General features: G+C 72.7%; 14 protein-coding genes. 10 read left to right on the top strand and 4 right to left on the bottom strand.

All coding sequences use genetic code 11. The features are described 5' to 3' along the window. Positions 1-30: 30 nt before the first annotated feature. The 3 genes from ABCQ75_RS14125 to ABCQ75_RS14135 are packed head-to-tail and all read left to right on the top strand — an operon-like array spanning position 31 to position 2,595. Positions 31-720 carry a DUF5998 family protein gene (locus tag ABCQ75_RS14125; protein WP_345886156.1) on the top strand — a complete coding sequence of 230 codons (690 nt, stop codon included), beginning with the start codon at positions 31-33 and terminating at the stop codon, positions 718-720. Further along, entirely contained in the window at positions 717-1,922 is a 1,206-nt protein-coding gene (locus ABCQ75_RS14130; protein WP_345886157.1) for an alkaline phosphatase family protein, read from the top strand. Before ABCQ75_RS14125 ends, ABCQ75_RS14130 begins: the two co-directional genes overlap by 4 nt. Further along, positions 1,915-2,595 (top strand): thymidine kinase, encoded by a 681-nt coding sequence (locus tag ABCQ75_RS14135; protein ID WP_345886158.1) that lies wholly within the window; start codon positions 1,915-1,917, stop codon positions 2,593-2,595. The genes ABCQ75_RS14130 and ABCQ75_RS14135 overlap by 8 nt, the downstream gene beginning before the upstream one ends. A 6-nt stretch (positions 2,596-2,601) precedes the next feature. Here the strand turns inward: ABCQ75_RS14135 and sepH are convergent, their stop codons facing one another. Further along, positions 2,602-4,017: a septation protein SepH gene (gene sepH, locus ABCQ75_RS14140; protein WP_345886159.1), complete on the bottom strand. Its 1,416-nt coding sequence runs from the start codon at positions 4,015-4,017 to the stop codon at positions 2,602-2,604. 313 nt (positions 4,018-4,330) lie between these two features. On the opposite strand from sepH, the gene ABCQ75_RS14145 reads away from it, so the two are divergent. Next, positions 4,331-4,630 carry a DUF4193 domain-containing protein gene (locus ABCQ75_RS14145; protein WP_345886160.1) on the top strand — a complete coding sequence of 100 codons (300 nt, stop codon included), beginning with the start codon at positions 4,331-4,333 and terminating at the stop codon, positions 4,628-4,630. A gap of 97 nt (positions 4,631-4,727) precedes the next feature. Here ABCQ75_RS14145 and ABCQ75_RS14150 read toward each other — a convergent pair whose 3' ends face one another. Next, positions 4,728-5,216, bottom strand: a complete 489-nt coding sequence (locus tag ABCQ75_RS14150) for a DUF3093 domain-containing protein (protein WP_345886161.1) — start codon at positions 5,214-5,216, stop codon at positions 4,728-4,730. 68 nt (positions 5,217-5,284) lie between these two features. On the opposite strand from ABCQ75_RS14150, the gene dut reads away from it, so the two are divergent. The 4 genes from dut to ABCQ75_RS14170 all read left to right on the top strand — a co-directional run bounded on the left by dut (position 5,285) and on the right by ABCQ75_RS14170 (position 7,693). Continuing rightward, entirely contained in the window at positions 5,285-5,803 is a 519-nt protein-coding gene (gene dut, locus ABCQ75_RS14155; protein WP_427916112.1) for a dUTP diphosphatase, read from the top strand. 64 nt (positions 5,804-5,867) lie between these two features. After that, entirely contained in the window at positions 5,868-6,590 is a 723-nt protein-coding gene (locus ABCQ75_RS14160) for a DUF3710 domain-containing protein (RefSeq protein ID WP_345886162.1), read from the top strand. Further along, on the top strand, positions 6,583-6,897 hold the full coding sequence (locus ABCQ75_RS14165) for a single stranded DNA-binding domain-containing protein (RefSeq protein WP_345886163.1): 315 nt from the start codon (positions 6,583-6,585) through the stop codon (positions 6,895-6,897). Before ABCQ75_RS14160 ends, ABCQ75_RS14165 begins: the two co-directional genes overlap by 8 nt. 1 nt (position 6,898) lies before the next feature. Next, entirely contained in the window at positions 6,899-7,693 is a 795-nt protein-coding gene (locus ABCQ75_RS14170) for a DUF3159 domain-containing protein (protein ID WP_345886165.1), read from the top strand. Between the two features lie 65 nt (positions 7,694-7,758). On the opposite strand, the gene ABCQ75_RS14175 is transcribed toward ABCQ75_RS14170, so the two are convergent. Further along, on the bottom strand, positions 7,759-8,493 hold the full coding sequence (locus ABCQ75_RS14175; RefSeq protein WP_345886166.1) for a potassium channel family protein: 735 nt from the start codon (positions 8,491-8,493) through the stop codon (positions 7,759-7,761). Continuing rightward, entirely contained in the window at positions 8,490-9,164 is a 675-nt protein-coding gene (locus ABCQ75_RS14180) for a potassium channel family protein (RefSeq protein WP_345886168.1), read from the bottom strand. The genes ABCQ75_RS14175 and ABCQ75_RS14180 overlap by 4 nt, the downstream gene beginning before the upstream one ends. Before the next feature lie 132 nt (positions 9,165-9,296). On the opposite strand from ABCQ75_RS14180, the gene ABCQ75_RS14185 reads away from it, so the two are divergent. Both ABCQ75_RS14185 and ABCQ75_RS14190 read left to right on the top strand, forming a co-directional pair. After that, entirely contained in the window at positions 9,297-11,270 is a 1,974-nt protein-coding gene (locus ABCQ75_RS14185) for an APC family permease (RefSeq protein ID WP_345886170.1), read from the top strand. A gap of 5 nt (positions 11,271-11,275) precedes the next feature. After that, entirely contained in the window at positions 11,276-12,628 is a 1,353-nt protein-coding gene (locus ABCQ75_RS14190; protein WP_345886216.1) for a class I SAM-dependent RNA methyltransferase, read from the top strand. Positions 12,629-12,686: the final 58 nt, after the last annotated feature.

Below are 12,686 nucleotides of genomic sequence, written 5' to 3' on the forward strand. Positions count from 1 at the left end.
TGCCAGCCCGGCATCTGGGAGAATGGCCACATGAGCCACCACGCGCCCGAGGACAACGCAGGCCTTCCGAACCGCGGTCCCTCGGGGGAGACCCTCACCGAGGCCCTCCAGCGCACAGGGTTCTACCCGAGGCTCGTCGGCGATGTCGTGGCGGACGCCCTGGACGGCCGCGCCCCGCTCTCCCACCTCACGCACCTCGAGACGCACTTCGAGCGGTCCGAGGTGCGCCGCCACGTGACGGTGCTCGTGCTCACCCAGGACATGCTCGTGGTCACCCACGTCGACGAGGCGCCCCTGGACGACGAGGGGCACCGAATGTCCGCGCAGGTCTCGACCGAGTCCGTCCCGGTGTCCCAGATCGCCACCGTGGTCCTCTCCTACGTCTACGCCCAGCCGGTCGACTACACGCCCGGTGACCCGGTGCGCGAGGTCACCCTCTCGATCGCGTGGAGCGGCGGGCAGCGGATCGACCTCATGCCGGCGGGGTGCGGTGACCCGCAGTGCGACGCCGACCACGGCTACACGGGAACGGTGGCCCGCGAGGACCTCGTGCTGCGCATCAGCGCCGAGGCAGACGGGCCCCGGGCGGTCCAGGACGCCAAGCACTTCGCCCGGCTCCTGCGGGCCGTGAACACCGGGAGCGCTCCCTCCCAGGCTGCGCCGCGCCCACGCCTCTCCTTCGCCCCCCGCGCGCAGCGCACCCACGGGGGCCGCGCGTGAGCGCTGCACCCTTGGGCCAGCCGCTTCCCCCGCCGCCGGCCTACGGCTCCCGCTCGGTCGCGGACATCCTGCCCAGCTGCGCCGCCGCGCTCGGTGCCGAGGGCTTCGAGAACGTGCTCGGCCTGCCTGAGGTCCCGCGCGTGTGCCTCGTCATGGTCGACGGGCTCGGCCGCGTGCTCCTGTCTCGTCGCACGGCGCACACGCCGTTCCTGCGCGAGAAGCTCCAGGCTGGCCAGGGCGGCATCCCCGCGACGCTCGACGCCGCGTTCCCGACGACGACTGCGGCGTCGCTCGCGAGCCTCGGCACCGGCGTGCCGCCCGGCCAGCACGGGATGGTCGGGTACGACGTCCTCGCACCCGGCCTCGACCGGGTGGTCAACCAGCTCAACGGCTGGGACCCCGACGTGGACCCGCTTCAGTGGCAGCCGTTCCCCACGGTGTTCGAACGCCTCGAGGGCCATGCCGAGGTCGCCACCGTGAGCCTCCCGCAGTTCGAGGGCTCTGCCATGACGCGGGCTGCGCTGCGCGGCGGCGGGTTCATCGGCGCGACCGGGCTCCACGCCCGCACCACCGCTGCGGCCGGGGCGATGGCCGCGAACCCGCGCATGCTCCTGTACTTCTACCTCAACGAGCTCGACAAGGCGGGCCACCAGTTCGGCTGCGGCTCCCGCGAGTGGGAGGAGGCGCTCGAGGAGGTCGACTCGTGCGTCCGCCGCCTCGACGCCCAGCTGCCCCAGGGCACCCTCGTCCTTGTGGTGGGCGACCACGGCATGGTGGACGTGCCCGAGGCGGGCCGGATCGACTTCGGCGCGGACCCAGCGCTCACCCACGGCATCCGGCACACCGCAGGGGAGCCGCGCATGGTGCACCTGCACCTCGAGGAGGGGGCCGACGAGACTGCCCGGGACGCCGTCCTGGACCGCTGGCGCGAGCGCTTCGGACGCCAGGCCTGGATCCTCACCCGCGAGGAGGCGCTTGCCCACGGGCTCTTCGGGCCCGTCTCCGAGGCCGTGCGGGAGCGGATCGGGGACATTCTCGTGGCGGCGCATGGGGAGGTCGCCTTCTTCGACGGCAGGCGCGTCCGCCCCACGGCGTTCTCCATGGTCGGCCAGCACGGATCACTCACGAAGGCCGAGCGGCACGTACCGCTGATCGCCTTCCGCGCCACAGGGCCCGCCCAGCCGCGGCGGCGCCGTGGCTGAGCTCGTCTTCTTCACCGGGACGATGGACAGCGGGAAGTCCACCCTCGCGCTCCAGATGGACTACAACCACCGCGCGGGCGGGCGCCGCGGGCTCCTCTTCACGCGGCACGACCGCTCCGGCGCCGCGGCGATCACGAGCCGGCTCGGACTGTGCGTTCCGGCCATGGAGGTCACGACCGAGACGAGCTTCTGGGACGAGGTGGTGCGCGAGAGGACCCGCGCCGCGGAGGTGGACTACCTCGTGTGCGACGAGGCGCAGTTCTACCTCCCGGGACAGGTCGAGGACCTCGCGCGCACGGTCGACGGGCTGGGCGTGGACGTCTACGCCTTCGGGATCACGACGGACTTCCGTGCGAGGCTCTTCGAGGGCTCGCGCCGGCTCATCGAGCTCGCGGACAGGGTCGAGGTGCTCCAGGTCGAGACGCTGTGCTGGTGCGGGCGCCGCGCGACGCACAACGCCCGCACGGTGCGCGGGCGCATGGTCCTCGAGGGCCAGCAGGTCCTGGTTGCCGACGTCGCACCGGTCGCGGGGGCGGGCGCCCAGCCGGACGGTGGGGAGGAGCCGGAGGTGGTGTACGAGACCCTGTGCCGACGCCACCACATGGCCGGCCAGACCGCTGCCATGTCAGGCGTCATGAGCGAGGGGGAGCAGCTCCTGCCGTTCGAGGAGTAGGCGGCGCTAGTCGCCCTTGGTTCCGAAGACGATCTCGTCCCAGCTCGGCACGGACGACCGCTTCGCACGGGCGCGGCGCGGGGGGTCGGACGGCTGGCCCGTGCCGGAGGGCTGCTCGGCAGAGCCCCGTCTGCGCGGTGGGGAGGGCTCCTCGCGGGCATCGTCGGCGTCACTGCCTCCGCGCGGTCCCTCGGGCGGCGCCGGTGCGCCGTCTTCCTCGGCCCCGTCGGTGCCGCCGGACGTGGCAGCGGACGGCGTGGCCGCGGAGATCGAGATCTCGGTCGTCGCGGTGCTCAGCCCCGGCATGAGGCCCAGGTGCCCCCGGATCGGATCCTCGGCGCGCCGCTCGAGCCGGGTGAGCAGCGAGGTAATGCCGCCGCGGGCCTCCGCGTCGTCGTCGTGCAGACCGTGCGCTCCATGCTCAGGCTCGGATGCCTGGGCCGCCGGCGTCGCGGCGAACGTGCCCTCGCCCTCGAAGGGGTGCTGTTCCTGCCGTCCGTCCCCCTCGTCGGCGGCCGTCTCGGAGGGCCGCGGGTGGGCAGCGGGGATCCCGTGGGTCAGCAGGAGCGCGAGGGCGTCGTCGCCGTCCTCGTCGACCCCCAGGCGCTGGCCGCGGCGGGCGCGGAGCATGTCCAGGAGTTCGCCCTCGGGGTCGCTGCCCGGCGCGGCCGTCGCGGCGGGCGGGGCCGCGGCGTGCGGCGGCTCGGGCGTGAGGTCGGCCTCGACGTCGAAGGGGCGGTCCGAGACGGCGGCGAGACGGCGGCGCGGGGCGGGCCCGTCGAGCGGCTCGAGCTCGCTGAGCTGCTGGGCCCACCGGTTCGCGTTGGCCACCGTGCGGTGCACGGGGTGGTACGTCCACTGGGCGGGAGGCTCCTCGCCGATCGTGGAAGGCGAGCCCTGGGGAAGCGGGAACCGCGCCACGACCGTCCACTGGCCGTCCGAGCGCCGCCACGAGTCCCAGGAGACGTCGTCCGCCCCTACTCCGTGGAGCGAGAGCCGGTAGGCGACCATCTCGCCCAGCGTCACGGGCCGCTCTGCCGCCACGCCCCGCAGGACGTCATGCGAGGGAAGCCGTCCGGGAACCTCGACGGACTGGGCGCGCCTCGCCATGTGCTCGCGCTCGGCCAGGACCGGGCCCTCGTAGCGCTGGACCCGTGCGAGGGGGACGCCTGACGACTCCGCGACCTCCTCTGCCGTGGCGCCGGCGCGGATCTCTGCCTGGATCTGGCGGGGGGACATGGCCGAGCCGTCGCCGCCGGCACTCCTCTGGGGCGCGGGGCGGGCCACCGCCCGCCGGAGGGCCTCGTCGAGCGGGAGGCGGAACACCTCGCCTGACGATGCGCTCACGAGCAGGTGTGCGCCGTCCTCATGGACGCCGACGAGCCGCAGCTGCTGCGCGTGGTCCTGCGGTTGCTCCCGCATAGAAAGCCTCCAGCCTTGCATAGATGTCCTTCACAGCACTGTGCCATCTCCAGCTGCCGGTTCGCGCGGGACGCGCCCGGTGTGCCCCGAATTGCCCGGCTCGCCGGGCGGGAGTACCAGGCCCGGCACGCGTCATCTGGGAGACTGCGGCATGATCGCGGAGGCCGTGCCGCCCGGCCGAGTGGCGTTTTCGGCCTCCATCGGGAACAATCTCCCCGTCACTGGGCACAAAATGGGGGCCGAGTGCGTTGGAGAGGACTGCGTGGAATTGCCCACGTGACATGGATAGCTATCGGAGCGTGAACGAAGAACTATGGCGACTGACTACGATGCGCCGCGAAAGAACGAGGAAGAGCTCAGCGAGGACTCGCTCGAGGAGCTGAAGACCCGCCGCACCGACAAGCAGTCGGCCTCGGTCGACGAGGACGAGGCGGAGGCCGCTGACAGCTTCGAGCTGCCGGGCGCCGACCTGTCCGGCGAAGAGCTCCTCGTGCGCGTGCTCCCCGCCCAGGCGGACGAGTTCACGTGCGCCTCGTGCTTCCTGGTCCGCCACCGCTCGCAGATCGCGCGCGAGAAGAACGGGCTCGTGTACTGCAAGGAGTGCGAGGGCTGAGTCCCGCACCGCCTGGAGAGGAGGCCCCCGGAGCAGCCGCACCGGGGGCCTGACGCTTTCCACGGCCGCTTGGGCGGCACTGGCAGCCTCGAGGCGGTCAGCGCGCCGTCCGGGCCGCGCCGAGCGCGGAGGCGAGCCGGGCGGGTCGGCGCGTGGAGACGAGCCAGTACGGCGTCGGATCCTCCTCGTCCGCGACCTGGACGCGGACGAGCCCGGGGATCCATCCGCGGATGCAGAGGTAGGCGAGGGCGTTGAGCCGGGGGCCGCGCTCCGCGGTCGCCTCCTCGCCGTCGTGGGCCGTGGCCTCACCGAGTGCGGAGGCCGGGAGGAACGCGCGTCCGGCACGGAAGCCCTCGGCCGTGACAGCGACCTTGGGCGTCGAGGCGATGAGACCCCCCGCGAGGAGCGCGAAGATCACCGCGGCCGCTCCGTAGCCCGCGGCAAGCCCGATCGGGGCGAACACGAGGATGCCGGCGCCGGAGATCCCGAGGGCCACGAGCCACACCCACCAGGCGGGCCAGAGGCGCTCGGAGTAGACGGCAGTGTCCCCGGGGCGCGGGGCGGGCGCGGGAGTCGAGTCAGGCATGGCCACCAGCTTCCCACCCCCGCGGCGCCGGGCCAAACGTCCCGTGCGCGGGCTAGAGTGGTCGGGTGATCCCTCAGCAGCAGGCCGCCGTGGCCCCCGCATCCCGTACGAATGCCAGCCCGGACACCGGGTGGGCGCCGACGCTCGAGGTGCAGATCAGGATGCTGGACGAGGGGCTCGAGCCGCCGTCGTACGCGCACCCCGGGGATGCCGGTGCCGACCTCCGGGCGCGCGAGGACGTCACCCTGGGCCCCGGCGAGAGGGCCCTCGTGCCGACCGGCGTGAGCATCGCGCTCCCCTTCGGCTATGCAGCGCTCATCCACCCGCGCTCGGGCCTCGCGACCCGCCACGGGCTGACCGTGGTCAATGCGCCCGGGACCGTGGACGCGGGCTACCGCGGGGAGATCGCGGTGACGCTGCTGAACACGGACCGCACCGAGCCCATCGTGCTGCGCCGCGGGGATAGAATCGCCCAGATGGTGATCCAGCGCGTCGAGCACGCGCGGTTCATCCCCGTCGACGAGCTCTCCGACACAGTGCGGGGCGCGTCGGGCTTCGGCTCGACCGGCGGTTTCACCGCCCCGTAGCGCGGGAGGCAGCCCGGACCGCCCGAGGGGGGCCGGGCCGCCGGCGAGACTAAGGAGTTGTGCAGTGCTGTTCGGACGTGGCAGGAACGCCAAGCTGACAGCCGAGGACCCATCGGTCCTCGGGCAGTCGAAGGAGCGGCGGTCTGAGCCTGACAAGAGCGGGTACGGCCGTGCCCAGAAGGGGCCCTTCGACGCGAGCGAGGCGAGCACCGAGACGGGATACGTCGATCTCGGGGCCATCCTGGTGCGTCCTGCCGAGGGACTCCAGCTCAGGCTCGAGCTCGAGGAGGCGACCCAGCGCGTCGTCGCCGTGACGATGGACCTCAATGGCTCCAGCCTCCAGCTCCAGGCCTTCGCCGCCCCCCGCTCCGAGGGGCTCTGGGGAGAGATCCGGGCGCAGATCGCCCAGTCTGTCGCGAGCCAGGGCGGGACGGTCGAGGAGAGCGAGTCAGGCTTCGGCCCCGAGCTACTGGCCCGGCTCCCCGCCGACTCCTCGGGCGAGCGCCGCAGCTACCGCGCTGCACGCTTCATGGGGGTTGACGGCCCCCGGTGGTTCCTGCGCGGAGTGATCGGCGGGCCGGCTGCCGAGGACCGCGAGGCCGCCCGCCCGCTCGAAGAGCTGTTCCGCCACATTGTGGTGGACCGCGGCGAGACGCCCCTCCCGCCCCGCGAGCTCCTGCCCCTGCGGATTCCGGCCCAGGCAGACGCCGCCGCCCCCGACGCCGCCGGTTCCACCGAGCCACCCCAGGCTCCCGAGCGGGGGCCGGAGACGACCCATCTTGGCTGACACCGCCCCGCTCCTGGCAGCCTCCTTGGCCGACCTCCCCGAGCGCGGCTTCGTGGCCGGGTCCGGAGTGGTGCGTTCCATCACATACGTCCCGGTCACCGACAGCCCGCAGGTGAGTGCCCTCGTCTCCGACGACGACGCCGAGCACCGCGCGGGCGCATCGGTCTCCCTCGTGTGGCTCGGGCGCAGGCGCGTGAGCGGCCTCGGCGCGGGCACCCGGCTGCGCTTCACCGGCATGGTGGCCCGCCAGCACGGCGTCCCGACGATCTTCAACCCGCGCTACGAGATCCTGGCCAAGGAGGACTGACGTGGCACCCCGCGACAACGAGCGCGAGCCCGAGCGGCCCGCGGTGCCGGGTGGGCCGGAGGCAGGCCCGGCACCGCGCACTCCCGATCCCGCGCCGGGCGCAGACCGAGCGTCGGGACCTGCCGCGCCGAGCGCGGCGGACCTCGCGGCCGCATACGCCGCGCGGGCCGGGCTGCACCGGCACGGCGACGGCCGGATCGATGTGCTCCGCAGCGCGGGAGGGGTCCGCGGGGTCCTCGAGAGCATCCTGCCGGGCCTCGTCTTCCTCGTGGCCTTCACGGTCCTCGCCGACCTCGTGCTCTCGGTCGTGCTCGCCCTCGCCGTCGCCGCAGTCTTCGTCGTGGCGCGCCTCGTTGGCCGGACGACGCCGACTCAGGCGTTCGTGGGCGTCGGCGGCATCGCCGTCTCCGCGGCGCTCGCGCTGTTCACGGGCAAGGCGGAGAACTTCTACGTCTCGGGCTTCATCACGAACTCGGTGTACATCCTCGCGATGGTCGTCTCGATCGCGGTGCGCTGGCCGCTCATGGGCGTCGTCTTCGGTTTCCTGCGCGCGGAGGGGCTGCGCTGGCGCGACGATCCGCAGCGCGTCCGCCAGTACCGGATCGGGACCTGGATCATGGTCGCGGTCCTCGGCCTGCGACTGGCCGTGCAGCTCCCGCTCTACTTCATGGGCGGTGAGGGCCTCGTGGCGCTCGGGACCACCCGCCTCCTCATGGGTGTCCCGCTCTACGCGCTCGGCCTCTGGCTCGCGTGGCTCGTCACCCGGCCGATCACGCCGGAGCGGCCGGCCGGCTGACGTGGTCGTCCGCTGGCGCCGGTCCGCGGAAGCCAGCCGATCGTGCCCGTGGGCGATCTCGCCGTTCAGCCGTCGAACGGGTCGTCGTCGTCCTCGAACGGGGCAGCCGGAACAGCCTGGGCCTCAGCTTCCATCCCCGGCCCGGTGGGCGCGAGGAGGCGGCGGAGCTGGTCCTCGGCCTCGATGGTCGTGAGGAAGAACAGCTCGTCGCGGTGGTCCACCACGTCGTCGCGGCTCGGCGCGATCGGCGCCTGGTCGCGCAGGATGGCGACGAGGGTGCAGTCGTGCGGCCAGGGGACCTGCCCCACGGTCTGCCCCACGATCGCGGAGTCCGCCGGGACGGTGAATTCGACGAGCGAGGACCCGCCGGTCTTGAGCGTGAGCAGGCGCACGACGTCGCCGATCTCGACAGCCTCCTCGACGAGCGCCGTCATGAGCCGGGGCGTGTTGACCGCCACATCGACGCCCCACGAGTCGTCGAACATCCAGTCGTTCTTGGGGTTGTTGACACGGCCCACCGTGCGGCCGACGCCGAACTCCGTCTTGGCGAGCAGGGAGACCACAAGGTTGACCTTGTCGTCGCCGCTCGCGGCCACGACGACGTCGGCCTCCTCGACATGGGCCTCCTTGAGCGTCGCGAGCTCGCACGCGTCGCCGACGAGCCACTTCCCGCCCCGCAGGCCGCTGCGGCCGATCACCTCGGGCTTGGGGTCGATGAGGAGCACGTCGTGGCGGTGCGCGAGGAGCTCCCGTGCGATCGAGCTGCCGACGCTGCCGGCTCCCGCGATGACGACCTTCACTCGGGCTCCTTGACGGGTGGTGCGGACAGGATGCGGGCCACCTCGGAGGCGTCGGAGACGGCCATCATGGCGTGGACCGTGTCGCCTTCCTGGTAGCTCGTGCCGGGGGAGGGCAGCAGGCCTTCCCCGAAGCGGGTGAGGTACGCGATCCGGACGCGCGCCGCGCGCTCGATCGCGCTGAGGGGGTGCCCGTACCATGACGGGTCGAGCTCGACCTCGGCGAGGACGAGCCTGCCGGAGGGCTCGCGGTAGTCTCCCGCGACACCGGACTCGGGGAGGATGCGCCGCAGGACCTGGTCCGCGCTCCAGCGCACGGCGGCGACCGTGGGGATGCCGAGGCGCTGGTAGATCTCCGCCCGGCCCGGGTCGTAGATGCGGGCGACGACGTGCGGGACGTGGAAGGTCTCGCGGGCCACGCGGGTGGCGAGGATGTTCGAGTTGTCCCCGCTCGAGACCGCCGCGAACGCGTAGGCCTCCTCGATGCCGGCCTGCTTCATCGTGTCGCGGTCGAATCCGACCCCGGTGACCTTCCGCCCGCCGAACGTGCGGCGCAGCCGCCGGAAGGCACGGTCGTCCTGGTCGATGATGGCGACGGAATGGCCCGCGTCCTCGAGGGTGTGGGCGAGCGTGACGCCCACGCGCCCGCAGCCCATGATCACGTAGTGCGCCATAGCTTCTTCCTGGCCGATCGTGCTCGTGAGGTCCGTCCGCGGCGGGGCGGGCCCGACGGCGCGCCCGACGCGGGCGCACTCCCAATCTACCCCGCCATGACACGGGCACTGCTTTGCGCATACCGTGTCAGGGTGCTCTCCATTGTGAACGCGGCAAAGCGCGTCATCGTGGGGCGGGCCCTGCGCAACGACAGACTCGTTCACACTCGCCTGCCCAAGAGGATCGCGCTCCCGGTGTTCGCCGCGGACGCCCTGTCCTCCCTCGCCTATGCCCCGGACGAGATCTTCCTGACCCTCGCCCTGGCGGGCGTGAGCGCCGTGGCCTTCTCGCCCGGCGTGGGAGTCGCGGTCATGCTCGTGCTGCTGATCGTGGTCGCGTCCTACCGCCAGAACGTGCATGCCTACCCCTCGGGCGGCGGCGACTACGAGATCGCGACCGTGAACCTGGGCCGAGGCGCCGGCCTCACGGTCGCGAGCGCCCTCCTCGTGGACTACGTCCTCACCGTGGCCGTGTCGATCTCCTCGGCGGCGACGTACCTGACCACCGCCCTTCCGGCCCTGCATGGGCGGGAGGCACTGCTCGCTGCGGGGGGCGTGCTCGTGCTGGCCCTCGTGAACCTGCGCGGCGTGCGGGAGGCGGGGACGCTCTTCGCGGTGCCCACCTACGTCTTCATGGCGGCGGTCTTCGGGATGATCGCCACGGGCCTCATCCAGTGGATGACCGGGACGCTGCGGCCCTCCCAGAGCGCGGAGCTCGAGATCGTGCCGCTGCCGGAGTTCGACCAGGGTCTCGTGGGCCTCGCGGGGGCGTTCCTGCTCCTGCGGGCGTTCTCCTCCGGGGCGGCGGCACTGACCGGCGTCGAGGCCATCAGCAACGGCGTGCCCAACTTCCGCCCGCCCAAGAGCCGGAATGCGGCCACGACGCTGCTCATGCTCGGCGCCATCGCCGTGGCCCTCATGTCCGGCATCATCTTCCTCGCGAACGCGACCAGGGTCCACATCGTCCAGGACCCCGCAACCGAGCTGCTCCTCAACGGCAGCCCCCTCCCCGGGGACTACATCCAGACGCCCGTGCTGGGCCAGATCGCTGGCTCCGTCTTCGGTTCGGGCAGCCTCCCGTTCTACCTGGTGGTCGCGGCAACGGGCCTGATCCTCGTCTTCGCGTCCAACACGGCGTTCAACGGCTTCCCGGTCCTGGCCTCGATCCTCGCCCAGGACGGCTACCTCCCGCGCCAGCTGCGCACGCGCGGTGACCGCCTCGCGTTCAGCAACGGCGTGCTCGCGCTGGCGGCGGGCGCGATCCTGCTCATCCTCGTGTTCGACGCGGATGTGACACACCTCATCCAGCTCTACATCGTGGGCGTGTTCGTGTCCTTCACCACGAGCCAGCTCGGCATGGTGCGCCACTGGACGCGCGAGCTCAAGCGGGTCAAGGACCGGCCCGTGCGGGTGCGGATGCAGCGCTCGCGCATCATCAACTCGATCGGGCTCGGCATGACGGCACTCGTCCTCGTCATCGTCGTGGTCACGAAGTTCGAGTACGGTGCCTGGATCGCACTGCTGGCCATGGTGGGCCTCTTCCTCATGATGTGGAGCATCCACCGGCACTATGCGAATGTCGCGCGCGAGCTCGCGGTGGGGGACGACGTCTCGGTGCGTGCCCTGCCCAGCCGCGTGCACGCTGTCCTGCTCGTCTCGCACGTGCGCAAGCCGGTGCTGCGCGCGCTCGCCTACGCCCGCGCGTCGCGCCCGTCCACGCTCACCGCGGTGACCGTGGACATCAGTCCGGATGAGACCGCGCAGACGCTCGCGGACTGGGAGAAGCTCCAGATCCCGGTCCCGATCACCGTGCTCGCGAGCCCATACCGTGAGACGATCACGCCGCTCATGGACTACATCCGGGACCTCAGGAGCGAGTCGCCGCGGGACCTCATCGTCGTCTACATCCCCGAGTATGTGGTGGGCAAGTGGTGGGAGCAGCTCGTGCACAACCAGACCGCTCTGCGCATCAAGGCGCGGCTGCACTTCGAGCCCGGCGTCATGGTCGCGTCGGTCCCGTGGCAGCTCAAATCGTCCGAGGAAGCCAGGAGGCTGCAGGAACTGTGAGCATCATGAGCGAACCGGCCGGCCCGGGCAGCGTGCTCGAACTGAGGCTCGGCCGTGTGGCGCACGGCGGCCACGTGGTGGCACGGCACGAGGGCCGGGTGGTCTTCGTCCGCCACGGCATCCCGGGCGAGCTCGTCCGTGCCGTCCTGACCGAGGCGGAGCCCGAGGGAAAGTTCTGGCGCGCCGACGTCGTCGAGGTCCTCGAGCCATCTGAGCACCGCCGGGAGCACGTGTGGGACCTCGCGGACTCCCTCCGCGCCCACGCCGCCGGGACGCTGCCCGTGGGCGGAGCTGAGTTCGGCCACATCGGGCTGGGCGAGCAGCGCGCGCTCAAGGCCGCGGTGGTCCGAGAGCAGCTCGAGCGGCTCGCCGGGCTGGACTGGGACCCGGTGGTGGAGGCCGTCCCGGTGGGGGCTGGGCCGGCCGCGGGCGACGCCGATGGGCTGGCCTGGCGGACGCGGTGCAGCTTCGACGTCACGCCGGACGGGCGGCTCGCGATGCACGCCCACCGCTCGGACGCGCTCATCCCGGTCACCCGCATGCCGCTCGCGACCGAGGAGGTCAACGCGCTGCGGCTGTGGGAGCTGGACCTGCGCGGGATCGAGCGCGTCGAGGTCGCCGCCCCTGCGTCCGGCAGTGCCCCGCTCGCGGTCTTCACCCTCGCAGAGGGCGTCCCGCCCGCGCGCCTGACGGAGGTCCTCGCCGATCTGGATCCGGCGGTCTCGGCGAGTGCCCTCGCGCCCGGGGAGCGCACGCCGCTCACGGTGCGCGGGCGCGGGGCGGTGGGCGAGGATGTCCTCGGGCACCACTACACCGTCACGGGGGAGGGATTCTGGCAGATCCACCGCCGCGCTCCCGAGACCCTCGTGGGCGCTGTCCTCGAGGCGCTCGACGGCGTGCTGGCGCCGGGGGCGCAGGTCGCGGACCTCTACGCGGGCGCGGGGCTGTTCACGGCTCCGCTGGCCGCGGCAGTCGGTCCGGCGGGCCATGTCCTCTCCGTCGAGGGCGCGCCGGGCACGAGCCGGGACGCGCGGCGGACATTCAAGCGGCAGCCGGAGGTCGCCGTCGTCCAGGGCAGGGTGGAGCGGGTCCTGCGCCAGCACGGGGGAGCGGGGTCGTTCGACGCCGTGGTGCTCGACCCGCCGCGGGCGGGCGCCGGCAAGGAGGTGGTGAGGCAGCTCGTCGAGACGGCGCCGCAGGCCATTGCGTACGTAGCCTGCGACCCGGCATCCTTCGCCCGGGACGTCGGGCTGTTCCGCAAGGCGGGATGGCGTCTGGAGCGGCTGAGGGCATTCGATCTGTACCCGCAGACGCATCATGTGGAGACGGTGGGTCTGCTCCTGCCGCCCGGCAGGTAGCCGGCCCGGACCAGTGCCGGGGGAGGGCGGACGGTGGGTCTGCTCCTGCCGCCCGGCA

It is taken from the genome of Sinomonas halotolerans (assembly GCF_039615075.1).
In the GTDB taxonomy this organism is placed as follows: Bacteria; Actinomycetota; Actinomycetes; order Actinomycetales; family Micrococcaceae; genus Sinomonas; species Sinomonas halotolerans.

Coding starts and splice junctions, on each gene's coding strand:
- sepH (WP_345886159.1), bottom strand. CDS start 4,017: ATGCGGGAGCAACCGCAGGACCACGCGCAGCAGCTGCGGCTCGTCGGC.
- ABCQ75_RS14125 (WP_345886156.1), top strand. CDS start 31: ATGAGCCACCACGCGCCCGAGGACAACGCAGGCCTTCCGAACCGCGGT.
- ABCQ75_RS14190 (WP_345886216.1), top strand. CDS start 11,276: ATGAGCGAACCGGCCGGCCCGGGCAGCGTGCTCGAACTGAGGCTCGGC.
- ABCQ75_RS14180 (WP_345886168.1), bottom strand. CDS start 9,164: ATGGCGCACTACGTGATCATGGGCTGCGGGCGCGTGGGCGTCACGCTC.
- ABCQ75_RS14150 (WP_345886161.1), bottom strand. CDS start 5,216: ATGCCTGACTCGACTCCCGCGCCCGCCCCGCGCCCCGGGGACACTGCC.
- ABCQ75_RS14145 (WP_345886160.1), top strand. CDS start 4,331: ATGGCGACTGACTACGATGCGCCGCGAAAGAACGAGGAAGAGCTCAGC.